The sequence below is a fragment of the Corynebacterium confusum genome (assembly GCF_030408715.1).
In the GTDB taxonomy this organism is placed as follows: Bacteria; Actinomycetota; Actinomycetes; order Mycobacteriales; family Mycobacteriaceae; genus Corynebacterium; species Corynebacterium confusum.
Genome location: NZ_CP047202.1, coordinates 2,057,261 through 2,080,665, shown reverse-complemented (window position 1 = coordinate 2,080,665; position 23,405 = coordinate 2,057,261). Strand labels below are relative to the sequence as shown.

Below are 23,405 nucleotides of genomic sequence, written 5' to 3'. Positions count from 1 at the left end.
GACCCCAAGGAATGAAACTTTCGCTATGACCGATACCACTGACAACACTTACGCCGCCGCTGGCGTGGACATCGCCGCCGGCGACCGCGCGGTGGAGCTGTTCGCCCCGCACGCCAAGCGCGCTACCCGCCCGGAGGTCATGGGCGGTCTGGGCGGGTTCGCCGGCCTGTTCAAGCTCGGCGACTACAAGGAGCCCATCCTAGCGGCGGGCTCGGACGGCGTGGGCACGAAGCTGGCCGTGGCCCAGGCAATGGACAAGCACGACACCATCGGCATCGACCTGGTGGCCATGTGTGTCGATGACCTGGTGGTCTGCGGCGCCGAGCCGCTGTTTTTGCAGGACTACATCGCCGTCGGCAAGGTCGTTCCCGAAAAGGTCGCGGAGATCGTGGCCGGCATCGCCGAGGGCTGCGTGCAGGCCGGCGCCGCGTTGCTGGGCGGCGAGACCGCCGAGCACCCGGGCGTGATGGAGGTCGACGATTACGATGTCTCCGCCACCGCCGTGGGCGTGGTCGAGGCCGATAACGTGCTGGGGCCGGACAAGGTCCGCGACGGCGACGTGCTCATCGCGATGGGGGCGTCCGGGCTGCACTCCAACGGCTACTCTCTGGCCCGCCACGTGCTACTGGAGCAGGCGGGCTTGCCGCTGGACGGGTACATGGACGAGCTCGGCCGCACGCTGGGCGAGGAGATGCTCATCCCGACCCGCATCTACGCCCAGGATTGCCTGGCGCTGGCCGCGGAGTGCCACGTGGCAACGTTCTGCCACGTCACCGGCGGCGGCCTGGCCGGCAACCTCGAGCGCGTCATCCCGGAGGGGCTGACCGCGCACGTGGCCCGCTCCACCTGGACCCCGGGCCAGATCTTCCGCACCATCTCCTCGGTGGGCAAGGTCGAGCTGTCCGAGATGGAAAAGACCTTCAACATGGGTGTCGGCATGGTGGCGGTCGTCTCCGCCGAGGACCGCGACCGCGCGTTGGCCATGCTCACGGCCCGCCACCTGGATGCCTGGGAGCTGGGCGAGGTGCGCAAGTCTGCCGAGGGCGAGCCCCGCGTCGTCGTGACCGGCAACCACCCGAACTTCTAGCGGCCCTTAGATACACCAACGCCGCCGGTGACCAAGGCTTGGTCGCCGGCGGCGTTGTGGCGTTTTTAGGGGTTAACCTTTGGCTTCGTCGTCCCAGTCGTCGATGTAGTCGGCGTATGGGTCTTCGTAGCGGTCGTCTTCTTCATCCTCTCGGCCCCATCCATCGCCCGGTTTCTTGGAGGCTAGCTCGCGCTGGAGCGAATCCAAGTCCATCTCCGGAGAATTGTACTTCAACTGGCGTGCAACTTTGGTCTGCTTTGCCTTCGCGCGTCCGCGTCCCATGTGCATGACCCCCTTGAGGTGTGTAGGGCACGATCCAGGGTTTCGGATGGCCCCATCGGCTTGTCATTTGAGTATCTTCCTGTAAGACACAATAGCCGGTGCGTCAAAAAAATTCCGCACGACCCCCTAAGGCAGGGCAAATGGCCTAGTGAGAGACTTAAGGTTTTCTCACTAGGTCTTCTAAACGGGTGACTCTACTTCCCCCGCAGTTTGTTAATGGCCGCGCGTCCGGCCTTCGGCCCCTCGGCGGTGGGGATGGAATCCGGATCGAGGTTGGCGGCGGCCTGGCCGATGGTCAGCTGCCCGGAATCCAGGGCGGAACGTTTGACCAAGCCTAAGGCGATGGGGCCGAAGTCGCAGTCGTCGACGATGGAACCCATCCGCCCCACGCGGCGGCCGCCGAAGGTGATGTCTGTGCCGGGCTCGGGCAGCTGCGGGGACGAGCCATCCAGGTGCAGCAGTACCAGCAGGCGGGGCGAGCGGCCCAAGTTTTCAACGCGCGCCACGGTCTCCTGCCCGCGGTAGCAGCCCTTGTTCAGGTGCACGGCGCCGGCGTGATCGCCGCGGCCGATCCAGTGCGGAACCTCGTGGGGGATGGACTTGTTGTCCAGGTCCACGGCCAGCTCCGGCTCGCGGGCGCGGATGCGCTCGGCGGTATACGCCATCAGCCCGGCCAAGGGGAGACCGGCCGCTTCCAGTTCCGCGACGGCGGTGGCTAGCTCCGCGCGCGGGACGACGAGGTCGCGCCGACGGATGCCCGGCCAGTCGACTTCCCGGCTAAAAACGGTGGCCGCGGGGTCTGCTACCTCGCCGTCGCCCAGGACGGTCAGCAGGGCGTAGTCCGGCTCCGTGATTTCTACCTGGGACCAGAACACCATCTTGGTCAGGAAATCGCGCAGGCTGTCTGCTTGGCCCGCGGGCAGGTCGAGGAAGAAGCCTTCCTCCGTCCGCGTGATGTCCGCTTGGTGCAGGATGTGGCCCTGGATGTCCAGATCCAGGGCCGTGGAGCTGTAGCCGACGGGGACATCGTCCAGCTTCTGCGAGAGGAGGTTGTTGAGGAACTCCGCGGAGTCCTGGCCGCTGACCTGCAAGAACCTGCGGTGGCTGCGGTCCACGACGATGGCGCCGGACTGGGCAGCGCGTTGTTCGCCCAGGGGGTTTCCGTAATGCCACGCGACCCCGGCGGCATCGAGCGGTGTTTCTGACTGGAATTCGGCAGCGCCGGAGCGCTGAAGAAGAACAGAAGAATAACTCACAATTGCCATCGTAACGCGCCATTCGCCTGCTTGGCTAGGTCGGACCGGGCATAATTATGGGCATGCTACAACCTGCGCCCGTAATCTACGTGGTCGAGCCCTTCGGGGGATCGATCCGCCGCCACAACCCCTCCCTGCCGCTGGTCTTTTGGGATGACGCGGCCGTCACGCGGGGCGACGGGGTCTTCGAGTCCCTGCTCATTAGGGACGGCAAGGCCCGCAACACCGAGCGGCACGCGCAGCGTTTCGCTCGCTCCGCCCGCGCCCTAGGGTTGCCGGAACCGTGCCTGGATAAGTGGCTGGAGGCCACCGCGCTGGCCGCGAGTGAATTCGACGCGGAGGAAGCCAAGTGCACCTGGACCTATTCGCGGGGGCGGGCCTCGACCGGGGTGCCGACGGCGTGGGTCGTGGTCCAGCCCATCGGCGCGGACGTTATAGCCCAGCGGGCGAAGGGAGTGCGGGTGTGGGCGACCCCGCGGCGCTGGCAGGCGGATGACAAGGTGCTAGCCAAGACTCTGAACTACGCCGCGACGCTAGCCACGCTGCGCCAGGCTCGCCACGACGGCTACGACGACGTCATCTATACCCACCCGGACAGCGGACTGGTGCTGGAGGGGGCCACCTCGACGGTCGTGGCGGTGCGCGGGAAGAAGCTGCGTACGCCCAAGGCCCCGGGGATCCTGCCGGGCACCACGCAGGCGGCGATCTTCGCGCTGGCCGAGGAGCGCGGCTATAACTGCAAGGCCAAGGAGATGGACCTGGGCTACCTGCAGCGCTCGGACTCGGTCTGGCTGGTCTCCTCGGTGCGCACTGGGGTGCGGGTCCGCTCGCTGAACGGGACCAAGCTGGCGGCCCCGGACAACGCGGAGGAAATCCGCGCGCTCATCGATGCCGCGGTGGCATCGTAGCGCGATTAGCTAGCCGGCGACGCGGGAAAGCTCGGCGGACATGTACGGGCGCATCTCGCCGTCGACGAGGCGCTCGTCGACCCAGCCCAGGTTGTTGTTGGGCATGAGACCGTACATGCGCTTGCCCGGGCCCAGGTTCTTCGGGCCGGTCTCGGTGACCATGGTCGAGGCGGACTCGAGCTGCCAGGCGCGCTCGTTGAAGGGCTCGCCGTAGAAGATTTCGACGATGCCGGTCGAGGACGTGTAGGTCATCTCGATCTCATCCTTGGCGGAGATGCGCCAGAAGCCGGACTCGCGGACGTCGGCCTCACCCGGCTTGCCCTCGGAATCGATCTTCCAGGTCCGGGAGCTAAAGGACAGGTAGTTCTCACCGTCGTGGGCGATAATCAGGCGCTGGCCGAAGGTGTATTCGTTGCCGTCGGTGTCGTGCGCCTGGCCCTCGCCCTGCCACACGCCCACCAGCGGCAGCAGGGCCAGCAGGCCGTCGTGCAGGGACGGGCCCTGGCGCAGGTTGGCAGTGTCCTCCGAGACCGGGATCTTGGCGAAGTCCGGGGCCGGGATGTTGCGGGAAGAGGCGTCCTTCCAGGCCTCGGCGGCGTGGTTTACGGCGGTGTTGCCGTTGAGCTTGCCGTTGGAGCCGGTGTTCGCCGCGGCGGCATCGGCGGCCGTGTCCGGAGTCGGCTCGCCGGCCGGGGTGGTGTTCTCGGGAGTTTCGGAATGTTCGTTTCGCTCAGTCATGCCCTCGATCCTAGCTAACTGCGCGTCGGCACTGCGTGGTTGGGCGGGGGAGAAGGACAGCGAAACCCGGGCCAGGTCTATAGAGTGTGGTGTGTGCGTGCCCTATTAATTTTGAACCCGAACTCTACGAGCCAGAACGCCGGCCTGCTGCGGCAGGTCGTGCCGGCGCTGCGGGCGGTGCCCGGGCTGTCCATGGAGGCCCGGATGACCCAGTACCCAGGGCATGCGGAGCAGATGGTGGCCGGCATGCGCCGCTCAGACTTTGACGCGGTCATCGCCATGGGCGGCGACGGCACCGTCAACGAGATCGTCAACGGCCTGCTCGGCACCGCGGAAGATCCCGCGCAACGGCCCCACCCGGAGGAGCTGCCCGTGCTGGCGATCATCCCGACCGGCTCGGCCAACGTCTTCGTGCGCGCGCTGGGCTTTCCCGCCGGCGCCGTAGACGCGTCCCATGTGCTGGCCCGGCTGCTTGACCGCAACAGCACCCGCACCATTTGCCTGGGCGCCTGGGACGACCGCTGGTTCGCCGTGAACGCGGGGTTCGGGCTGGACGCCGACGTCCTAGCGCGCGTGGACCGGGCCCGCGAGCGCGGCTTTGCGGCCACGCCGCTGCGCTACCTGGTCATCGGGGTGCGCGCCTACACGCGTGCGCTGCGCCGGCCGCCGCGCATCAACGTGGTCGCAGAGGGTAATGACGGCAAACGCTGGGAACACGAGAACGTTCCCCTGATGCTGGCCTCGAATACCAACCCGTGGACTTTCCTGGGCCCGCTGCCCATGGTGACCAACCCGCGCAACTCCTTCGACGAGGGCCTGGGCCTGTTCGGGCTGAGCAGCCTGCAGGGCGTGTCCGGCCTGGTGGGCATGTTGCACCTCATCGGCGTGGATCACCGCCGCTGGCTCAACAAGGTCACCAGCGCGCGCACTTTGCAATTCGACGACGCCACCGCGGTGACGCTGAGCTGCCCGACCCCGCACCGCTTCCAGGCGGACGGGGAATCCGAGGGCACGCACACCCGGGTCCAGCTTAAGTCGGTGCCGGATGCCCTCGAGGTCTTCGCCCCGCAGGAGGCCGGCGAGCCGCACAGGCGCAGCCTCAAGGAGATCCTGCGGGATCTGATCCGGATTAAGTAGGCGCGGCTAGGCGCCGGAATTTACGTCGTTGACCTCGCGGCCGTCTGAGTCGTAGTCCCCGGCGATCTCGATGGGGGCGAGCTGCCCGGGCTGCAGGTGGGTGTTGCGGCGCTGGGTCTCGAAGGTTATGCCGCCGCCCTGCAGGCGCACGGCGGTGGCCTGGGCGGGCAGGGGCAGCTGCCGGGTATCCAGCTCCAACTCGAAGGCCCGGGTGGCCTCTTCCTCGCTCGTGCCCTCGGCCAGCTCCAGGATCTCCACCGGACGCATGTAGAAGCGCTCGCCGACCAGCCGCAGCGTCACGCGCACCCGGGTGGGCTCCTTCGCACCGGCGACGGTGCCGGTGAGCTCGGCCTCGGAGGCCATGCCACCCGTCGGCGAGATATTGTCCGGGTTGGCAATGGATAGGTCCGTGATGTCCAACAGGCGCCCAAGTGCAACGCCGTCCAGGGTGATGGCGCGCGAGAAGGTCGACACCGGCGTGCCGGCGAAGTTGCCGCTGGTCAGCTGGTGGGCGGAGACCGTGATATCGCGCAGGGTCGTCTGCGCGTTGATCATGCCTAAGTGGGGCACCTCCACGTCGAGGGATTTGACCTCGATCAGCGGGATTTCGTTGGTTATCGCCGCCCCTAGGTAGGGCATGCCCCCGACGTAGACCTCGGGGGAGTTTTCCAGCTTCGATTCTTCCTTGACCCGCTGGGAGATGGAGTGCTCCGCATGCATGGCGAAGCCGGAGTCCACCACGAACAGGCTCCCGCCCACCGCGGCGATGCCCAGCAACCAGGCGAGGGGCTTGCGGGCGCGGGCGGGCACAACAACGTCAGTCACATGCTCCATTGTTGCAAACTATCCTGGGAACCATGACAGCGACTAGCACTAAAACCACGCACCTGCCCGACGATGCCGCCACGGCCCGCGCCGTAGCCGCCTTGGCGCGCGACGCCGCCCAGGCCGACGGGGTAGCACCCCTGTCCGAGCAGTTCCTGGCGGGGCTGGAGGACGCCCGCCTGGGGCATACCCACACCCTGCTCTGGGTGGGCGAGGACCTGGCCGGGGTGGCTGCCGACGACGGGGACAGCGCCGAGCTCTTCGTCGCCCCTGACTACCGCGGCCACGGCGGGGGCAAGGCCCTGCTGGCCGAGCTCGGCGACCGCCCGGTCTGGGCGCACGGCAACCTGCCGGCGGCCCAGCACCTGGTCACCGCCGCGGGCCGGGCGGTAGAGCGCGAGCTCTTGGTCATGGCCGTCCAAGGGGATCTGTTGTCCAGCGCCGCGGCCTTTTCCGCCGTCGACGCGCCGGGCCTTCAGTCCCTGGATTACCCGGCGGCCGCCGAACGCTTCGGGGCCGCTGCCGTGGATCGAGCCTGGCTGGCCGTCAACAACGAGGCGTTTAGCTGGCACCCGGAGCAGGGTGGCTGGGACGCCGAGCGCTTGGAGCGCGGCAAGGACAACTCCTGGTTCGACCCTGCGGACGTGCTCTTCCTGTGGGATACCCGCGGCGCGGAACCGACGTTGGCCGGCTTCCACTGGACCAAATGGCACTCCCCGGCAACCACCGAGGAGGACGAGTCCTTCGGCGAGGTCTACGTCATCGGGCTGGCCGCCTCCTACCGGGGCCAGGGGCTGTCCCGGCCGCTGCTGGCCCTGGGCCTGCAGCGCATGCAGGACAAGGGTGCTGACAAGGTGATTCTGTACGTGGAGGCGGACAACGCCGCGGCCGTGCGCTCCTACGAGAAGGCGGGCTTCGAGGTGGCCGAGCGCCACTGCGTCTACGGCGTGAAGAACGGGTAGGCAAGGGGCCGAAAACAGACCAAAACCAAACCAAAGCCAGGTAAAAACACATCGAAACGTGAAAGGTGAGTAGAATCACCTATGGTGGGACGATTGTTAACTCAGTGTTAACCGAAAGGCACCTTTCGGGTTAACCAAGTCTGGATAGCTTTAAGTGTTGTGAGTATCCAGGCCTTAACGGCTCGGAGGTACTGCGCTGCGGACTAGTTCACCGCTTTAAGGCCAGTTCCACCGCGCTGGAGGTCAGCCCGGCTCCACCGTCCCATGGGGTGGGAGCGCGCGGGTAAAGGTGCTCGGACAATCAAGTTGAATCTGATCTCCACAGGAAAGGTTTCCCGTGATTCGCAATTTCAAGCGCACCGCTGCAATCTTCGGCATCATCGCGGCTTCTTCTACCGCTCTGGTCGCCTGCAACGACTCTGACTCCTCCGCTGAGGGCGAGACCGAGGTTTCCGGCGAGCTGACTGGTGAGGGCGCTTCCTCCCAGCAGAACGCTATGGACTACTTCGCTTCCAAGTTCCAGGAGACCACTGGCGGCGACGCTAGCCTGGCTTACAACGCCACCGGTTCCGGCTCCGGCCGTACCCAGTTCGTCGACGGCCAGGTCACCTTCGCCGGTTCCGACTCCCCGCTGGAGGAGGAGCAGGTTGAGGCTGCTAAGGACCGTTGCAACGGCAACGACGCTTGGCACCTGCCGTTCGTCATCGGCCCGGTTGCTATCGCCTACAACCTGGAGGGCGTTGACGAGCTGAACCTTTCCACCGAGAACGTTGCCAAGATCTTCAAGGGCGACATCACCAAGTGGAACGACGAGGCTATCCAGGCTGACAACGAGGGCGTTGACCTGCCGGATACCGGCATCTCCGTGGTCTACCGCTCCGACGAGTCCGGTACCTCCGACAACTTCCAGAAGTTCCTGCACGAAGCCACCGAAGAGTGGGACAACGAGGGCGGCAAGAACTTCCCGACCGAGGTCGGCGAGGGCGCCAACGGCTCCTCCGGTGTTGCTACCCAGGTCTCCAGCATCGACGGCGGCATCACCTACGTCGAGCACTCTCACGCTGAGCAGGCCGGCCTGGGCGTTGCCAATATCGACTTCGGCGCTGGGGCGACCGAGCTGTCCGAGGAGACCGTCGGTTCCGCTCTGGAGAACCTGCAGTTCGAGACCGAGGGCAACGACATGGTCGTCAACTCCGAGGCTCTGTTCTCCTCCTCCGATGAGGGTTCCTACCCGCTCATCCTGACCACCTACGAGATTGTCTGCTCCGCCGGCTACGACGAGTCCGAGGCAGCCCTGCTGAAGGAGTTCCTGAAGGCCGCTCTGGACCACCAGGATGAGGGCCTGACCGAGGCCGGTCACATCCCGGTCACCGGTGCTCACCTGGACCGCCTGAAGAAGGCTGTCGACGAGATCCAGGCGTCCTAAAACATCCTCATACTGACTGGTTCATCACCCCGCCCGTAGCGCGGGGTGGTGCTCCGGATGGTTGAATTTCCCCCGCCGGCCGCTTTCTACGCCGTCGGGGGTTCTTCCCGTTAAGCGGGAAGATGTGACACACGTAAAAACCCTACAAGTTGAAGGATCCCCGCCACATGGCTGAGTACAACTCGACAACGGGTGAGCATAAGAAGCTCGACGACGACCGCAACGTGGAAGGCCACTCCGTGGCTACGACCACCGCCGCGGGCCAACCCGACAACGAACCCCAGGGCACTTCCGAAGGCGTGAAGACCGGCGGCGTAAAGCGGCCGGGCGATCGCGTCTTTGAGATTCTTTCCACGGCGTCCGCCACCCTTATCACCGTCTTCATCGCGGCTATCGGCATCTTCCTGATTATCCGTGCCGTCCCCGCGCTGAACCGCAACGCCGAAGGCTACCTCGGCTTCTTCACCTACACGGGTCCGTGGGACACGTCCAGCGTGGACGAAATGTACTTCGGTATCCCGAACCTGTTCGCCGCCACGGTCACCATGTCGGTGCTGGCTCTTATCATCGCCATGCCGGTGGCACTGGGCGTGGCCATCTTCCTGTCCAACTACGCGCCGGCGCGCCTGGTCAAGCCAATGGGCTTCTTGGTCGACATGCTGGCCGCCGTCCCGTCCATCGTTTACGGCCTGTGGGGCTGGCTGGTACTGGGCCCAGTGCTCTCGGGCTTCTACGAGTGGATTCACAGCTGGGCCGGTGGGTTCTTCCTCTTCACCGTCTACGAGAACTCGCCGTCGTTCGCCACCGCCCGCAACATGTTCACCGGTGGCATCGTGCTGGCCGTGATGATTCTGCCGATTATCGCCGCCACCGCGCGTGAGGTCTTCGTCCAGACCCCGAAGGGCCAGGTCGAGTCCGCCCTCGCCCTGGGCGCTACCCGCTGGGAAGTCGTCCGCATGACCGTTCTGCCGTTCGGCCTGTCGGGCTACATCTCCGGCGCCATGCTGGGCCTGGGCCGCGCGCTCGGTGAGACCATGGCTCTGTACATGGTCGTCGGCCCGTCGTCCGAGTTCCGCTTCTCCCTGTTCGATGGCGGTACCACCTTCGCAACCGCGATTGCGAACGCGGCACCCGAGTTCAACAACCCGATTAAGGCGGGCGCCTACATCGCCGCCGGTCTGGTGCTGTTCTTGCTGACGTTCATCGTCAACGCCATTGCCCGCGCGATCGTCTCCAAGAAGTAGAAGAGTGAGGATAAAAAACAATGTCTAATGCTGTAGCTGCTTCTGACGTTTCGACCACATACAACGCCTTTACCGACATCTCGGGCAAGCGCAAGTTCGCCAACAGCGCGGCGACCGTCCTTATCTACCTGAGCATGATTGTCGCTCTCATCCCGCTGGTGTGGGTGCTCTGGGAGCTCATCGTCAAGGGCCTGCCCGTCACCTTGAACCTGGGGTGGTGGACCGAGGACATGCTGGGCGTCATGTACCACCAGCCCGGCGGCGGTGCGCTGCACGCCATCGTCGGTACCATCATCCAGGCTGGCCTGGCGACCATCATCGCCGTCCCGATTGGCGTGTTTACCGCCATCTACCTGGTGGAGTACTCCCGCGGTGGCTGGCTCGGCCGCATCACGACCTTCATGGTGGACATCCTGTCCGGTGTCCCGTCCATCGTTGCCGCCCTGTTCGTCTACGCCGCCTGGATCGGCGTCATGGGCTTCGACCGCTCCGGTCTAGCCCTGGCTTGGTCCCTGTTGCTGCTGATGATTCCGATTGTCGTCCGTAACACCGAGGAGATGCTTCGCGTGGTCCCGATGGACCTGCGCGAGGCCTCCTACGCCCTGGGCGTGCCGAAGTGGAAGACCATCGCCAAGATTGTTCTTCCGACCGCACTGTCCGGTATCGCCACCGGTGTCATGCTGGCAATCGCCCGCATCATGGGTGAGTCCGCTCCGGTCCTCATCCTGGTCGGTTCCACCAGCGCTCTGAAGTGGGACCCGACCAGTGGCACCATGTCCTCGCTGCCACTGATGATGTTGGACATGTACAAGGCCGGCGTTACCGAAGCTGTCCTCGACAAGCTGTGGGGCGCCGCCTTCACCCTGGTCCTTCTCATCGCGCTGCTCAACGTTGCCGCCCGAATCATCTCCGCGAAGTTCTCGGTCAAGCAGTAACCCGCACTGTCTCCCCGGCCTGAACTTTCACCGACAACTCTCATACTCAGGAGCACAAGATGTCCAAACTCGAACTCAACGACGTCAATATCTACTACGGCGACTTCCACGCTGTGCAGAACGTCAACATGCACATCCCGGCCCAGGCGGTAACTGCGTTCATCGGCCCGTCCGGCTGTGGTAAGTCCACCGTGCTGCGTACCCTCAACCGCATGCACGAGGTCATCCCGGGTGCCTATGTCAAGGGCGAGATCCTGCTGGACGGCCAGAATATCTACGACTCCAAGGTTGACCCGGTCTCCGTGCGCAACACCATCGGCATGGTTTTCCAGAAGGCCAACCCGTTCCCGACCATGTCCATCGAGGACAACGTCGTCGCCGGCCTGAAGCTGTCCGGCGAGAAGAACAAGAAGAAACTCAAGGAGGTCGCGGAGAAGTCCCTGCGCGGCGCCAACCTCTGGGACGAGGTCAAGGACCGCCTGGACAAGCCGGGCGGCGGCCTCTCCGGCGGTCAGCAGCAGCGTCTGTGCATCGCCCGCGCCATTGCGGTCGAGCCCGAGGTGCTGCTCATGGACGAGCCCTGCTCGGCCCTGGACCCGATTTCCACCCTGGCGGTCGAGGACCTGATTCACGAGCTGAAGCAGGAATTCACCATCGTCATCGTGACCCACAACATGCAGCAGGCTTCCCGCGTGTCCGACAAGACCGGCTTCTTCTCCCTGGAGGCCACCGGCAAGCCGGGCCACCTGGTGGAGTTCAACGACACCACCAAGATCTTCGAGAACCCGGAAAAGAAGGAAACCGAAGACTACATCTCCGGCCGCTTCGGCTAAGGAGATTCCTCGCGCACGGCCGCACCGTGCGCTGCGCTAAAACTTGATTGTCTGAGCTGAAGACTTCATCCCCCGGCGCCAGGTTGAGCCCTGGTTCCGGGGGATTAGTCGTATAAAAACCCGCCGCGCAAAACGCGCGGCGGGCATGGGGGAGAAGCCGACCTAGCGGCGGAACTGGCGCTCCAGGGCGGCGAAGTGGGCCTCCATGTCCTGGCGGCGGTCCTCGTCGGCGCGGCGGGCCAGGTACTCGTCCGGCAGCATACCGGTGCTCAGGTACAGGATGCGGGCGGCCACGTTGACGCAGTGGTCCGCGTAGCGCTCGTAGAAGCGCGAGAGCATGGCCAGGTCCACGGCTGAGCGGGTGGAGTACTTCCACTCCCGCTGGGTCAGGATGGTGATGAGGTGGTGGTTGATGTCGTCCACCGCGTCATCGTCGCTAGCCAGCTCCAGGGCCAGATGGGGATCCGGATCGATTAGCGCGTTGCGGGTGCGCGAGCACATCTCATCGACCAGGCGGGTGAGTTCTTCTAGGTAGCCCATGAACTCTTCTGGGACCACGTGGTTGGGGTGGCGGCGCCGCGCGGACTTCGCAATGTGCTTGGCCAGCTGGCCCATGCGGTAGAGGTCCTCCACGATGTAGATAGAGGAGACCACTTGGCGCAGGTCCTTGGCCATGGGGTTTTCCAATGCCAGGAGGGATACGGCGCGTTCTTCGCACCGGGTGCGCAGCTCTTCTAGCTCGTCGGACAGGGACAGACCGTCTTCCGCCGGCTGCAGGGCGGCCGTCAGAAGTGCGCGCGAAGCCTGAGACATGATCGCCTGAACCGTGTCGCACATCAGGATCAGGTCGTGCGCGAAGTTATCTAACTTCTCTCTGTAGGCAATTCGCATGCCCAACAGTATAGTGCAGGTATATTGGGAACGCCCGTCAAGAACTAGTATTTTTCAATACCTCAATAGGTGTATACAAGCTGCGGGTTTAGCCGCCGGAGTTCATGATTTCGGCACCGGCGGGCACCGCCTCGTCCTCCGGGTCGTCCAGCCAGCCGTCCGGCAGCGCGACCTTGGCCGGCGAACCCTGACGTCCGCGGGGCCCAGAGGAATCGTCAGCCCGGGCATTAGAGCCGGCCCAGGGGGCGAGCAGCTCGCGCAGATCCGGCAGGGAGTTGACCTTCGATAGCTGCGAGCGGACCTCGCCGCCGACTGGGAAGCCGCGCAGGTACCACCCAACGTGTTTACGAATATCGCGGCAGGCGTGGGCCTCGCCGTCGTAGTGCGCGAGCAGCTCCGCGTGGCGGTAGAGGATCTGCGTGACCTCGCCCAGCGTCGGCTCTTCGGGCACCGGCTCGCCGCGCAGGTGGGCAGATAGTTCGGCGAAGAGCCAGGGGCGGCCCAGGCAGCCACGGCCGACGACGACCCCGTCGCAGCCGGTGGCTTCCATCATCGCGGCGGCGTCGGAAGCCTTGAAGATATCACCGTTGCCCAGGACCGGCACCCCACTGTCCGCGAGGTGCTCCTTCAGGCGGGCAATTTCCGACCAGTCCGCCTGGCCCGAGTAGCGCTGGGCGGCGGTGCGCCCGTGCAGGGCGACGGCGGCCGCGCCTTCCTCGACGGCGATCCGGCCGGCGTCCAGGTGCGTGTGGTGCTCGCTGTTGATGCCGACGCGCATCTTTACCGTCACCGGGATATCGGTGCCTTCCGTGGCCTTGACGGCGGCGGCGACGATATTGCCGAAAAGCCGGCGCTTATACGGCAGGGCGGATCCGCCCCCGCGGCGGGTGACCTTCGGGACCGGGCAGCCGAAGTTCATGTCGATGTGGTCGGCCAGGTCCTCGTCCACGATCATCTTCGCGGCGCGGTAGGTGTATTCCGGATCGACGGTGTAGAGCTGGAGCGAGCGCGGATCCTCATTCGGGGCGAAGGTCGTCATGTGCATGGTCTTCTCGTTGCGTTCCACCAGGGCGCGGGCCGTGACCATCTCGCAGACGTAGAGGCCGGCCACGGTGCCGGTGCGGGCGAGCTCCTGCTCGCGGCACAGCGTCCGGAAAGCCACGTTGGTCACCCCGGCCATCGGGGCGAGGATGACGGGGGAGTTGAGAGAGATAGAACCGATGCGCAAAGTCACGTTTTACATTGTGGACTGTGGGCAGAAACGCTGGCAAACCGAGATGGCGGGTGTGCCTTGTCTTCACAGTTTTGGCATTGTTGCGGAAAAGGTTGCAAATATTCGCTAATGTGGTGCGTGTAACTAAAACCATGCGGCGTGCGTTACAACCGTGCGCCGCGACAATCACAGGAGGTAAAGACTTGACTGAGCGGATTGGGTATTACCAGGACCTCGTGGTCTCCGCCGAAGAGGCAGCCAACTACGTTAACAATGGCGACCGAGTGGGCATTTCCGGCTTCACCGGCGCCGGTTACCCGAAGGCACTGCCGGCCGCTATCGCTGAGAAGGCCACCAAGGCCCACGAGGCGGGCGAAGAGTTCAAGATTGACGTCTTCTCCGGCGCCTCCACCGCCCCGGACTGCGACGGCGTCCTCGCTGAGGCGGACGCCCTGCGCTTCCGCGCTCCGTACAACTCCGACCCGGTGCTGCGCAACAAGGCCAACTCCGGCGAGCTGCTCTACCAGGACGTCCATCTGTCCCACATGGGCCAGCAGGTCGAGGAGGGCTTCTACGGCGACTTCCAGGTAGCCATCATCGAGGTCGTCCGCATTACCGAGGACGGCAACATCGTGCCGTCGTCCGCCGTGGGCAACAACCTCGAGTACATCGAGGCCGCGGACAAGATCATCCTCGAGGTTAACGAGTGGCAGTCACTGAACCTGGAGGGCATGCACGACATTTACCGCATCGAGAAGCTGCCGAACCGCCAGCCGATCCCGATCACCAAGGTCAGCGACCGCATCGGTGAGACCTACATCGAGATCCCCAAGGACAAGGTCGTGGCCGTCGTTAAGACCAACGCCCCGGACCGTAACGCCCCCTTCAAGGCCCCGGACGAGACCTCCGAGAAGATCGCCGCGAACTTCATCGACTTCCTCGAGGGCGAGGTTGCCGCCGGCCGCCTGGCTTATGACCAGTTCATCATGCAGTCAGGCGTGGGCAACGTCCCGAACGCCGTGATGGCCGGCCTGCTGGATTCCAAGTTCGAAAACATCCAGGCCTACACCGAGGTCATCCAGGACGGCATGCTGGATCTCATCGACGCCGGCAAGATGACGGTCGCCTCCGCCACCTCCTTCGCGCTATCCCCGGAGTACGCGGAGAAGATGAACGCTGAGGCCGACCGCTACGCCAAGCACATCGTGCTGCGCCCGCAGCAGATCTCCAACCACCCGGAGGTCATCCGCCGCGTAGGCCTCATTTCTTCCAACGGCATGATTGAGGCCGATATCTACGGCAACATCAACTCCACTAACGTGGGCGGCACCCGCATCATGAACGGCACCGGCGGCTCCGGTGACTTCACCCGCAACGCCTACATCAGCACCTTCGTGTCCCCGTCGATCGCCAAGGACGGCAAGATCTCCGCCATCGTGCCTTTCGTGGCTCACACCGACCACACCGAGCACGACACCATGGTGATTATCACCGAGAACGGCGTGGCCGACCTGCGCGGCCTGGCCCCGCGCGAGCGAGCCGAGAAGGTCATCGCCGTGGCCCACCCGGAGTACCGACCGGCCCTGGAGGAGTACTTCGAGCGCGCCAAGCAGGGTAAGTTCATCCACACCCCGCACGATCTGAAGTCCGCCTTCGACTTCCAGATTCGCTTCGCCGAGACCGGCGATATGCGTCCCCAGTAAGCGCGCCACCGCTCATTAGGCGGTTAGTAGCCCCCCTTGAACAGGGCCTTTGAGGCCCGGTTCGGGGGCTATTTTCTTCCTGTTGTCGGCTCCTATTACAATAAGGAACGCATTGGGCCTTTAGCTCAGCTGGTAGAGCTACGGACTTTTAATCCGCAGGTCGAGGGTTCGAGCCCCTCAGGGCCCACGCACCCGCCCGTTAACGCGCGCCGCGGCGCGCGTTAACGGGTTCTTTTGTGTCTTAACAAGCTTCGGGCCTGCAAGCCCGTAGGGGAGGGCTGAGACGCCGGCTGCGGGCTCCTAGCTCTTGACCATCTTCTTGATGGCGCGCATGGCCTCATCTAGCTTGTCCTGGGCGATGCTCCCGTCCGCGTTGCGGGCCCCGGCCACGCAGTGGGCGATGTGGTCCTCGAGGAGGGCGAGGGAGACGTTTTCCAGGGCGGAGGTCACCGCTGAGATCTGCGTGATGATGTCGATGCAGTACTGATCCTCGTCGATCATGCGGTGGATGCCGCGGGTTTGTCCCTCGATCTTGCGCAGCCTGGCGAGGTATTTCTTTTTCGACTCGGCGTTCGCGTTGTAGCCGTGTTTATGCGGTGCGTGGCACGAGCAGGCTTCCTGATTTTCGGGCATAGCGGTGGTTTTTTCTCCGGGGTAGGGCGCGATTTTGTATTGAGTGATTCTTCCAGTATATTTTGAGAAGTCGCGCAAGGAAAAGCGAGAGTTTTCTGCCTTGACTACCGCGGCGCGCCCCCATCGTCTAGCGGCCTAGGACACTGCCCTTTCACGGCAGCGGCACGGGTTCGAATCCCGTTGGGGGTACGGAGAAGTTCTCTTATAAAGGGTTCCTCTTCACTATGTACGTCTTAGACGTGCTGGCCCTGTGGCGCAGTTGGTTAGCGCGCCGCCCTGTCACGGCGGAGGTCGCGGGTTCAAGTCCCGTCAGGGTCGCAGCATTGCGAAGGGTCGAGGTTTTTCCTCGGCCCTTTTTTGCGTCTTTGGGAGCCGGCGGCCGCGCGGGGACGGCGGGGCGGCTTGGGTTTGGCAAGGCTTGTGGATGTGTGCCAATTGGCGCGAGCTTTCTCTATGAATATGGATGACTAGCAGGCGATTTGCCTATGTTTCCGCGTTCTGTGTAGAGTAATAACTCGTGCAAGACAGGGTGCTAAGCCCTGAAATGCAGCAAATTAAATAATGGCCCTGTGGCGCAGTTGGTTAGCGCGCCGCCCTGTCACGGCGGAGGTCGCGGGTTCAAGTCCCGTCAGGGTCGCCAAGGCTACTCCGGTAGTCTTCGGCCAGATAGCTCAGTCGGTAGAGCACACGCCTGAAAAGTGTGGGGTCGCCAGTTCGATCCTGGCTCTGGCCACCAGCAAGGTCCGTTTCCGCTAAAGAGAACGGGCCTTTTTGGCATACTGGGGCCATGGAAAACTATTCCGTTGTCAAGCAGACCGATCGTTCTCAGTTCGTCATCACCGTGGACGGCCACGAGGCCGGTTACGCGCACTACATCGATGACGCGGACGTCCGCGAGTTCGACCACACAGTCGTCCAACCGGACTTTCAGGGTCAGGGCCTGTCTAAGCCCCTGATTCAAGCCGCGCTAGATGATGCGCGGGAGGCCGGCAAGCGCGTGCGCCCGACCTGCTCCGCCGTGGCGCGCTTTATCGACAAAAATCCCGCCTACAAGGAGCTGCAGGCGGGTTCCTAAGGGGGGAGCTAGCGGGGGAGCTAGGCGGGCGGCTGCAGGGCCGCGTGCGCGGCGCTGCGCGGCGTTGTGTCTTGGCTAGATGAAGTAGTCGGGGTCGACGAGCTTAATGCGCTCTTCGTGGCGACGCGGCCGGTTCTTAGCCGGGATGCCAATGGCGCTGTGCTCCGGGGGCACGTCCTTGGTGACCACGGCGTTGGCGCCGACGGCGGAGCCGTGGCCGATAGTGATGGGGCCCAGCACCTTGGCGCCCGCGCCGATGACGACGTTGTCCTCGATGGTGGGGTGGCGCTTGGTCTGGGTGAGCACCTGGCCGCCCAAGGTAACCCCGTGGTAGAGCATCACGCCGTCGCCGATCTCGGCGGTTTCACCGATGACGATGCCCATTCCGTGGTCGATGAAGAAGCGGCGGCCGATGGTGGCGCCGGGGTGGATCTCAATGCCGGTAAAGAAGCGGTTGATCTGCGCTAGGACGCGGGCCGGGCTCTTGAGGCCGCGCTTCCAGAGCCAGTGGGAGACACGGTGGGCCCAAATGGCGTGCAGCCCCGAATAGACGATGGCGTTTTCGACGTCACCGCGGGCGGCGGGATCGTGGTCGCGGGCGTTAGCTAGGTCTTCGCGGATTCGGCTGAGGAAGTTCATATCCAAAGCGTACTAAAAACCGGTCGCTCAAAAGGCAAGAAAAAGTGCCTGCTTGGCTATAGAAGGCTCAAGCAGGCACTTAACGCGTGAAATTAATTTTCGCGGATATCCTCGTAGAGGATGGTGGAGACGTAGCGCTCACCGAAGTCGCAGACGACGGTCACGATGGTCTTGCCTTCGTTCTCTGGGCGCTGGGCCAGCTCCAGGGCTGCCTTCAGGTTAGCGCCGGTGGAGATGCCGCCCAGGATGCCGTCGGCGACGGCCAGCTTGCGGGAGGTTTCCACAGCGTCCTCGTTGCTGATGGTGATGACCTCGTCGACCAGCTTGCGGTCCAGGACCTCCGGGATGAAGTTAGCGCCCAGGCCCTGAATCTTGTGCGGGCCGGCCTTGCCCTCGGACAGCAGCGGGGAAGCGGCCGGCTCGACGGCCACGGCCTTCAGATCCGGGTTCTTCTCCTTCAGGAAGCGACCCGCACCGGTGATGGTACCGCCGGTGCCGACGCCCGCGACCAGGATGTCGACGTTGCCGTCGGTGTCGTTCCAGATCTCCGGGCCGGTGGTGTTGTAGTGGACGGTCGGGTTAGCCTCGTTAGCGAACTGGCGGGCCAGGATGGCGCCTTCGTCCTGCTCGATGATCTCGTTGGCCTTGTCGACTGCACCCTGCATGCCGGCGGCGCCCGGGGTCAGGACGATCTCGGCACCGTAGGCGCGCAGCAGGACGCGGCGCTCGTTGGACATGGTCTCCGGCATGGTCAGGATGACCTTGTAGCCGCGAGCCGCGCCGACCAGGGCTAAGGCGATGCCGGTGTTACCGGAGGTGGCTTCCACGATGGTGCCGCCCGGCTTCAGCTCGCCGGAGGCCTCGGCGGCGTCAACGATGGCCTGGCCGATACGGTCCTTGACCGAGTTAGCCGGGTTGAAGGACTCAACCTTAACGAGGACGTCGGCCTTGAGGCCCTCGGTCAGACGGTTGACGCGAACCAGCGGGGTGCCGCCGATGGTCTCGAGAATGTTGTCGTAGATCTTTGTCATAGGTATTCGGGACTCCTTGTGCAGCTGTTTTCCGATTTACTTTTCCCACCCTACACTAGTTGTCTAGACCGACCAGTCCGCAAGAAATAGACCGAGTTTTATTCAGTTGGCCACCGCGCTTATCACGACGGTTGCCGTGGGGAGGGCGGGCAGTTATACCAGCTGGAGCGCGCTGGCGCTCGCGGTTAACCCCGCCGCCTGTATTTTAATTAGGTAGCGGATTCGTGTTTTATGTGAGTGCTGATTTAGAATTACCCCCGTTAGCCCGTTACTGTTGGGAAACAGTGTTGTAATACACCCGTTCAAAAAGGGCACCCTGGGTGCACCTTAATGGGTACCCCCGAGTAGGAGTACGTCTTGGAAGCGCACCGAATTAAAGATGACGACGAGGCCGTACGGGCCGCATTGTCTTCCTTGAAGACCGCCACTGGTATCCCGGTGACGATGTACGGCACCTTGCTGCCGGATAATCGCCTGCAGATCACACAGTGGGTCGGCCTGCGCACCCCCGCCCTGCAGAACCTGACTATCGATGCCGGCGTCGGCGTCGGTGGCCGTGTCGTCAAGAGCCGCCGCGCGGTAGGCGTGTCGGATTACCTGCGCGCCAAGACCATCTCCCACGAAAACGACCGGCTCATCCAAGACGAGGGGCTGCACTCCATCGTGGCCGTGCCGGTCATCGTCCAGCGCGAAATCCGCGGCGTCCTCTACGTCGGCGTGCACTCGCCGGTCCGCCTAGGTGACAAGGTCATCGAGGAAGTCACCATGACCGCCCGCTGCCTCGAGCAGGATCTGGCCGTGAACTCGGTCCTGCGCCGCACCGACGGCGGCAAGGGCGGTGCCGGCCGCAGCGGGCACGTCATGAACGGTGCGGAATGGGAGCAGGTCCGGTCCACCCACTCGAAGCTGCGCATGCTGGCCAACCGCGTGGCCGAGGACGATATCCGCAAGGAGCTCGAGACCCTGTGCGATCAGATGGTCTCGCCGGTCCGCGTCAAGCAGTCAACCAAGCTTTCTGCCCGCGAGCTCGACGTGCTCTCGTGCGTGGCGCTGGGGCACACGAACGTCGAAGCCGCGGAAGAAATGGGAATCGGCGCCGAAACGGTGAAGTCCTATCTGCGCTCTGTGATGCGTAAACTTGGCGCGCACACCCGTTACGAGGCGGTCAATGCCGCCCGCCGGATCGGCGCACTGCCCTAAGAGGCTGTAAGTTGGTCGGTGTGAAGGACCAATTTATTGTCACCGGTGGCGCCCGCCTGCAGGGTTCTGTGCGGGTCGACGGCGCTAAAAATAGTGTGTTGAAACTGATGGCGGCCGCCCTGCTAGCGGAGGGTCGCACGACGTTGACTAACTGTCCGGAGATCCTCGACGTACCCCTCATGAAGAAAGTTCTTGAGGGGCTGGGCTGCGAGGTTGCTATCGACGGCTCGGTAGTCACCATCGACACCCCAGACCAGCCGCGCTCGGACGCGGACTTCGATGCCGTCCGGCAGTTCCGCGCTTCCGTTTGTGTTCTGGGCCCGCTGACCTCGCGCTGTGGTCGGGCGAAGGTGGCCCTCCCCGGCGGCGACGCCATCGGTTCCCGCCCGCTGGATATGCACCAGTCGGGCCTCGAGAAGATGGGGGCCAAGACCCGGATTGAGCACGGCGCCGTCGTGGCCGAGGCGGAGCGCCTCCACGGCGCGAAGATCAAGCTCGATTTCCCCTCGGTTGGTGCCACCGAGAACATCCTGACCGCGGCGGTGCTGGCGGAGGGAACCACCGTTTTGGACAATGCCGCGCGTGAGCCGGAGATCGTCGACCTGTGCGACATGCTCAACTCCATGGGCGCGCGCATCAGCGGGGCGGGAACTTCGACCGTCACCATTGAGGGTGTGGACAAGTTGCAGCCCACCGAGCACGAGGTGGTGGGCGACCGTATTGTCGCCGGTACCTGGGCTTATGCCGCTGCCATGACCCGCGGGGATCTGACCGTAGGCGGGATCGCGCCGAAGCACCTGCACCTGCCGCTGGAAAAGCTCAAGTCCGCCGGCGCCGACGTGGAGACCTATGAGACGGGCTTTAGGGTCCGTATGGACGGGCGCCCGAAGGCGGTCAACTTCAATACCCTGCCGTTCCCGGGCTTTCCGACCGACCTGCAGCCGATGGCCATTGGCCTGTCCGCGGTGGCCGAGGGCACGACGATGATCACTGAGAACGTCTTTGAATCCCGCTTCCGTTTTGTCGACGAGATGCTCCGCCTCGGGGCGGACGCACAAGTCGACGGTCACCACGTCATCGTTCGGGGGCAGGAGCGGTTGTCTTCGACCCACGTTTGGAGTTCCGATATTCGCGCCGGCGCCGGCCTGGTTCTCGCGGGCCTGTGTGCGGACGAGGTCTCCGTGGTCCACGACGTCTTCCATATCGACCGCGGCTACCCGAACTTCGTCGAGAACCTGAACCGACTGGGCGCTCAGGTTGAGCGGACCCAGGAAGAGGAGCGGTACTAACGCTCAAAGTCCCTATCCGTCGGCCCCGGAATTTACCGTTGACCGGCGGATTTGTTTCTTTCAGGGACTGTGTGTAAATTAATCCCAGTCGCCGCGAGGTAGCCGTGAGGTTAACGGGTGGTGACGGTGTTTGACTTTGTTTACGGTTGTGAGTAAAGTTGAACAAGCCGCTTTGAACAGTTGGTTGTTGCTGATTGTTGGGGCGTGCCAGTGATGTTTGAGAACTCAATAGTGTGCCAATGTACTTTTTGCATTTGTGTGGATGGTTGTGTTGGTGTGTGCCGGATGGCGCTTTCAGTTGGGGTGTCATTGAAATATAATTGTTTCTTTCTGGCTGCATTGATGTGATTGTTCATGTTTTGTGAATTTTTCATTTTTTCTTTGTAGTAATTCTTTTTTGGTCAGTATGCAGCGCATGGTTTGTGTGTTGTGTGTTGGTTTTGTTTGTTAGGTTTGGGCTTTTCACGAGCCTTTTTGTGGAGAGTTTGATCCTGGCTCAGGACGAACGCTGGCGGCGTGCTTAACACATGCAAGTCGAACGGAAAGGCTTCAGCTTGCTGGAGTACTCGAGTGGCGAACGGGTGAGTAACACGTGGGTGATCTGCCCTGCACTTCGGGATAAGCCTGGGAAACTGGGTCTAATACCGGATAGGACCGCACTTTGGTGTGTGTGGTGGAAAGTTTTTTCGGTGTAGGATGAGCCCGCGGCCTATCAGCTTGTTGGTGGGGTAATGGCCTACCAAGGCGGCGACGGGTAGCCGGCCTGAGAGGGTGGACGGCCACATTGGGACTGAGATACGGCCCAGACTCCTACGGGAGGCAGCAGTGGGGAATATTGCACAATGGGCGGAAGCCTGATGCAGCGACGCCGCGTGGGGGATGACGGCCTTCGGGTTGTAAACTCCTTTCGCCAGGGACGAAGCGTTTTGTGACGGTACCTGGATAAGAAGCACCGGCTAACTACGTGCCAGCAGCCGCGGTAATACGTAGGGTGCGAGCGTTGTCCGGAATTACTGGGCGTAAAGAGCTCGTAGGTGGTTTGTCGCGTCGTCTGTGAAATTCCGGGGCTTAACTCCGGGCGTGCAGGCGATACGGGCAGGCTTGAGTACTGTAGGGGTAACTGGAATTCCTGGTGTAGCGGTGAAATGCGCAGATATCAGGAGGAACACCGATGGCGAAGGCAGGTTACTGGGCAGTTACTGACGCTGAGGAGCGAAAGCATGGGTAGCGAACAGGATTAGATACCCTGGTAGTCCATGCCGTAAACGGTGGGCGCTAGGTGTGAGACCCTTCCACGGGTTTTGTGCCGTAGCTAACGCATTAAGCGCCCCGCCTGGGGAGTACGGCCGCAAGGCTAAAACTCAAAGGAATTGACGGGGGCCCGCACAAGCGGCGGAGCATGTGGATTAATTCGATGCAACGCGAAGAACCTTACCTGGGCTTGACATATTTAGGTTCGCGGCAGAGATGTCGTTTCCCTTTGTGGCCTTTATACAGGTGGTGCATGGTTGTCGTCAGCTCGTGTCGTGAGATGTTGGGTTAAGTCCCGCAACGAGCGCAACCCTTGTCTTATGTTGCCAGCATTTGGTTGGGGACTCATGAGAGACTGCCGGGGTTAACTCGGAGGAAGGTGGGGATGACGTCAAATCATCATGCCCCTTATGTCCAGGGCTTCACACATGCTACAATGGTCAATACAATGCGTTGCGACACTGTGAGGTGGAGCTAATCGCTTAAAGTTGGCCTTAGTTCGGATTGGGGTCTGCAACTCGACCCCATGAAGTCGGAGTCGCTAGTAATCGCAGATCAGCAATGCTGCGGTGAATACGTTCCCGGGCCTTGTACACACCGCCCGTCACGTCATGAAAGTTGGTAACACCCGAAGCCGGTGGCCCAAACGTGTTAGGGAGCCGTCGAAGGTGGGATCGGCGATTGGGACGAAGTCGTAACAAGGTAGCCGTACCGGAAGGTGCGGCTGGATCACCTCCTTTCTAAGGAGTTTTCATTTATTGGCCCACGGTTGTGGGTGTTGGTGGCTGATGTGTCTGTGTATGGCACTGTCATCATTTGTTTAATCGGGTGGACGCATGCCCCCAGT

General features: G+C 63.2%; 22 protein-coding genes, 5 tRNA genes and 1 rRNA gene. 18 read left to right on the top strand and 10 right to left on the bottom strand.

The window, feature by feature from the left end:
• Positions 1-25 precede the first annotated feature (25 nt).
• Entirely contained in the window at positions 26-1,087 is a 1,062-nt protein-coding gene (gene purM, locus CCONF_RS09670; protein ID WP_290223177.1) for a phosphoribosylformylglycinamidine cyclo-ligase, read from the top strand.
• 72 nt (positions 1,088-1,159) lie between these two features.
• On the opposite strand, the gene CCONF_RS09665 is transcribed toward purM, so the two are convergent.
• Positions 1,160-1,369: a DUF3073 domain-containing protein gene (locus CCONF_RS09665; RefSeq protein WP_290223174.1), complete on the bottom strand. Its 210-nt coding sequence runs from the start codon at positions 1,367-1,369 to the stop codon at positions 1,160-1,162.
• A 194-nt stretch (positions 1,370-1,563) separates the two neighbouring features.
• Positions 1,564-2,625, bottom strand: coding sequence for a CAF17-like 4Fe-4S cluster assembly/insertion protein YgfZ (ygfZ, locus tag CCONF_RS09660; RefSeq protein WP_290223172.1), 1,062 nt, complete (start codon positions 2,623-2,625; stop codon positions 1,564-1,566).
• A 62-nt stretch (positions 2,626-2,687) separates the two neighbouring features.
• Between ygfZ and CCONF_RS09655 the strand changes: the two genes are divergently transcribed.
• Complete coding sequence (locus CCONF_RS09655) at positions 2,688-3,533, top strand: aminodeoxychorismate lyase (RefSeq protein WP_290223169.1); 846 nt, start codon at positions 2,688-2,690, stop codon at positions 3,531-3,533.
• A 9-nt stretch (positions 3,534-3,542) separates the two neighbouring features.
• On the opposite strand, the gene CCONF_RS09650 is transcribed toward CCONF_RS09655, so the two are convergent.
• Entirely contained in the window at positions 3,543-4,271 is a 729-nt protein-coding gene (locus CCONF_RS09650; protein WP_290223167.1) for a heme-binding beta-barrel domain-containing protein, read from the bottom strand.
• A gap of 93 nt (positions 4,272-4,364) precedes the next feature.
• On the opposite strand from CCONF_RS09650, the gene CCONF_RS09645 reads away from it, so the two are divergent.
• Positions 4,365-5,408: a diacylglycerol/lipid kinase family protein gene (locus CCONF_RS09645; protein ID WP_290223165.1), complete on the top strand. Its 1,044-nt coding sequence runs from the start codon at positions 4,365-4,367 to the stop codon at positions 5,406-5,408.
• Positions 5,409-5,414: 6 nt separating this feature from the next.
• On the opposite strand, the gene CCONF_RS09640 is transcribed toward CCONF_RS09645, so the two are convergent.
• Positions 5,415-6,233, bottom strand: a complete 819-nt coding sequence (locus tag CCONF_RS09640) for an LmeA family phospholipid-binding protein (RefSeq protein WP_290223163.1) — start codon at positions 6,231-6,233, stop codon at positions 5,415-5,417.
• Positions 6,234-6,265: 32 nt separating this feature from the next.
• On the opposite strand from CCONF_RS09640, the gene mshD reads away from it, so the two are divergent.
• From mshD to pstB, 5 genes are all read left to right on the top strand, one after another.
• Positions 6,266-7,195 carry a mycothiol synthase gene (gene mshD, locus CCONF_RS09635; protein WP_290223161.1) on the top strand — a complete coding sequence of 310 codons (930 nt, stop codon included), beginning with the start codon at positions 6,266-6,268 and terminating at the stop codon, positions 7,193-7,195.
• A gap of 337 nt (positions 7,196-7,532) precedes the next feature.
• Positions 7,533-8,621 (top strand): phosphate ABC transporter substrate-binding protein PstS, encoded by a 1,089-nt coding sequence (gene pstS / locus CCONF_RS09630; protein ID WP_290223159.1) that lies wholly within the window; start codon positions 7,533-7,535, stop codon positions 8,619-8,621.
• A gap of 167 nt (positions 8,622-8,788) precedes the next feature.
• Entirely contained in the window at positions 8,789-9,865 is a 1,077-nt protein-coding gene (gene pstC / locus CCONF_RS09625; protein WP_290223156.1) for a phosphate ABC transporter permease subunit PstC, read from the top strand.
• A 20-nt stretch (positions 9,866-9,885) separates the two neighbouring features.
• On the top strand, positions 9,886-10,800 hold the full coding sequence (pstA, locus tag CCONF_RS09620) for a phosphate ABC transporter permease PstA (protein WP_290223153.1): 915 nt from the start codon (positions 9,886-9,888) through the stop codon (positions 10,798-10,800).
• 59 nt (positions 10,801-10,859) lie between these two features.
• Entirely contained in the window at positions 10,860-11,633 is a 774-nt protein-coding gene (gene pstB, locus CCONF_RS09615) for a phosphate ABC transporter ATP-binding protein PstB (RefSeq protein WP_070768606.1), read from the top strand.
• A gap of 162 nt (positions 11,634-11,795) precedes the next feature.
• Here the strand turns inward: pstB and phoU are convergent, their stop codons facing one another.
• Positions 11,796-12,524 (bottom strand): phosphate signaling complex protein PhoU, encoded by a 729-nt coding sequence (phoU, locus tag CCONF_RS09610; protein ID WP_290223151.1) that lies wholly within the window; start codon positions 12,522-12,524, stop codon positions 11,796-11,798.
• Between the two features lie 88 nt (positions 12,525-12,612).
• Positions 12,613-13,758 carry a tRNA dihydrouridine synthase DusB gene (gene dusB, locus CCONF_RS09605; RefSeq protein ID WP_290223149.1) on the bottom strand — a complete coding sequence of 382 codons (1,146 nt, stop codon included), beginning with the start codon at positions 13,756-13,758 and terminating at the stop codon, positions 12,613-12,615.
• 182 nt (positions 13,759-13,940) lie between these two features.
• Between dusB and scpC the strand changes: the two genes are divergently transcribed.
• Positions 13,941-15,440 (top strand): succinyl-CoA:acetate CoA-transferase ScpC, encoded by a 1,500-nt coding sequence (gene scpC / locus CCONF_RS09600; protein ID WP_290223147.1) that lies wholly within the window; start codon positions 13,941-13,943, stop codon positions 15,438-15,440.
• 114 nt (positions 15,441-15,554) lie between these two features.
• Positions 15,555-15,627: transfer RNA gene (locus CCONF_RS09595), tRNA-Lys, on the top strand.
• 113 nt (positions 15,628-15,740) lie between these two features.
• Here CCONF_RS09595 and CCONF_RS09590 read toward each other — a convergent pair.
• Complete coding sequence (locus tag CCONF_RS09590; protein ID WP_290223145.1) at positions 15,741-16,073, bottom strand: metal-sensitive transcriptional regulator; 333 nt, start codon at positions 16,071-16,073, stop codon at positions 15,741-15,743.
• Positions 16,074-16,189: 116 nt separating this feature from the next.
• On the opposite strand from CCONF_RS09590, the gene CCONF_RS09585 reads away from it, so the two are divergent.
• The 5 genes from CCONF_RS09585 (at position 16,190) to CCONF_RS09565 (ending at position 17,148) form a co-directional block, all read left to right on the top strand.
• A tRNA-Glu gene (locus tag CCONF_RS09585) sits at positions 16,190-16,262 on the top strand.
• 55 nt (positions 16,263-16,317) lie between these two features.
• A tRNA-Asp gene (locus CCONF_RS09580) sits at positions 16,318-16,391 on the top strand.
• A 245-nt stretch (positions 16,392-16,636) separates the two neighbouring features.
• A tRNA-Asp gene (locus CCONF_RS09575) sits at positions 16,637-16,713 on the top strand.
• A 20-nt stretch (positions 16,714-16,733) separates the two neighbouring features.
• Positions 16,734-16,809 (top strand) — tRNA-Phe (locus CCONF_RS09570).
• Positions 16,774-17,148 (top strand): GNAT family N-acetyltransferase, encoded by a 375-nt coding sequence (locus CCONF_RS09565; RefSeq protein WP_353959500.1) that lies wholly within the window; start codon positions 16,774-16,776, stop codon positions 17,146-17,148. Before CCONF_RS09570 ends, CCONF_RS09565 begins: the two co-directional genes overlap by 36 nt.
• Before the next feature lie 75 nt (positions 17,149-17,223).
• Here CCONF_RS09565 and epsC read toward each other — a convergent pair whose 3' ends face one another.
• The gene (gene epsC / locus CCONF_RS09560; protein ID WP_290223141.1) at positions 17,224-17,787 is read right to left on the bottom strand and encodes a serine O-acetyltransferase EpsC; all 564 of its coding nucleotides are present in this window, start codon (positions 17,785-17,787) and stop codon (positions 17,224-17,226) included.
• Positions 17,788-17,879: 92 nt separating this feature from the next.
• The gene (cysK, locus tag CCONF_RS09555) at positions 17,880-18,818 is read right to left on the bottom strand and encodes a cysteine synthase A (protein ID WP_290223139.1); all 939 of its coding nucleotides are present in this window, start codon (positions 18,816-18,818) and stop codon (positions 17,880-17,882) included.
• A gap of 357 nt (positions 18,819-19,175) precedes the next feature.
• On the opposite strand from cysK, the gene ramA reads away from it, so the two are divergent.
• Together ramA and murA are read left to right on the top strand one after the other, a co-directional pair.
• A complete protein-coding gene (gene ramA, locus CCONF_RS09550; RefSeq protein WP_070768598.1) occupies positions 19,176-20,018 on the top strand; it encodes an acetate metabolism transcriptional regulator RamA in 843 nt (280 codons plus the stop codon).
• A 20-nt stretch (positions 20,019-20,038) separates the two neighbouring features.
• The gene (gene murA, locus CCONF_RS09545) at positions 20,039-21,307 is read left to right on the top strand and encodes a UDP-N-acetylglucosamine 1-carboxyvinyltransferase (RefSeq protein ID WP_290223134.1); all 1,269 of its coding nucleotides are present in this window, start codon (positions 20,039-20,041) and stop codon (positions 21,305-21,307) included.
• 140 nt (positions 21,308-21,447) lie between these two features.
• Here the strand turns inward: murA and CCONF_RS09540 are convergent, their stop codons facing one another.
• Complete coding sequence (locus CCONF_RS09540; RefSeq protein ID WP_290223131.1) at positions 21,448-21,663, bottom strand: hypothetical protein; 216 nt, start codon at positions 21,661-21,663, stop codon at positions 21,448-21,450.
• A 117-nt stretch (positions 21,664-21,780) separates the two neighbouring features.
• Here CCONF_RS09540 and CCONF_RS09535 point away from each other — a divergent pair.
• A 16S ribosomal RNA gene (locus CCONF_RS09535) occupies positions 21,781-23,298 on the top strand.
• The last annotated feature ends 107 nt before the right edge of the window (positions 23,299-23,405 follow it).

Coding starts and splice junctions, on each gene's coding strand:
- purM (WP_290223177.1), top strand. CDS start 26: ATGACCGATACCACTGACAACACTTACGCCGCCGCTGGCGTGGACATC.
- CCONF_RS09665 (WP_290223174.1), bottom strand. CDS start 1,369: ATGGGACGCGGACGCGCGAAGGCAAAGCAGACCAAAGTTGCACGCCAG.
- CCONF_RS09655 (WP_290223169.1), top strand. CDS start 2,688: ATGCTACAACCTGCGCCCGTAATCTACGTGGTCGAGCCCTTCGGGGGA.
- CCONF_RS09650 (WP_290223167.1), bottom strand. CDS start 4,271: ATGACTGAGCGAAACGAACATTCCGAAACTCCCGAGAACACCACCCCG.
- mshD (WP_290223161.1), top strand. CDS start 6,266: ATGACAGCGACTAGCACTAAAACCACGCACCTGCCCGACGATGCCGCC.
- pstC (WP_290223156.1), top strand. CDS start 8,789: ATGGCTGAGTACAACTCGACAACGGGTGAGCATAAGAAGCTCGACGAC.
- pstA (WP_290223153.1), top strand. CDS start 9,886: ATGTCTAATGCTGTAGCTGCTTCTGACGTTTCGACCACATACAACGCC.
- pstB (WP_070768606.1), top strand. CDS start 10,860: ATGTCCAAACTCGAACTCAACGACGTCAATATCTACTACGGCGACTTC.
- phoU (WP_290223151.1), bottom strand. CDS start 12,524: ATGCGAATTGCCTACAGAGAGAAGTTAGATAACTTCGCGCACGACCTG.
- CCONF_RS09590 (WP_290223145.1), bottom strand. CDS start 16,073: ATGCCCGAAAATCAGGAAGCCTGCTCGTGCCACGCACCGCATAAACAC.
- epsC (WP_290223141.1), bottom strand. CDS start 17,787: ATGAACTTCCTCAGCCGAATCCGCGAAGACCTAGCTAACGCCCGCGAC.
- cysK (WP_290223139.1), bottom strand. CDS start 18,818: ATGACAAAGATCTACGACAACATTCTCGAGACCATCGGCGGCACCCCG.
- CCONF_RS09540 (WP_290223131.1), bottom strand. CDS start 21,663: ATGAACAATCACATCAATGCAGCCAGAAAGAAACAATTATATTTCAAT.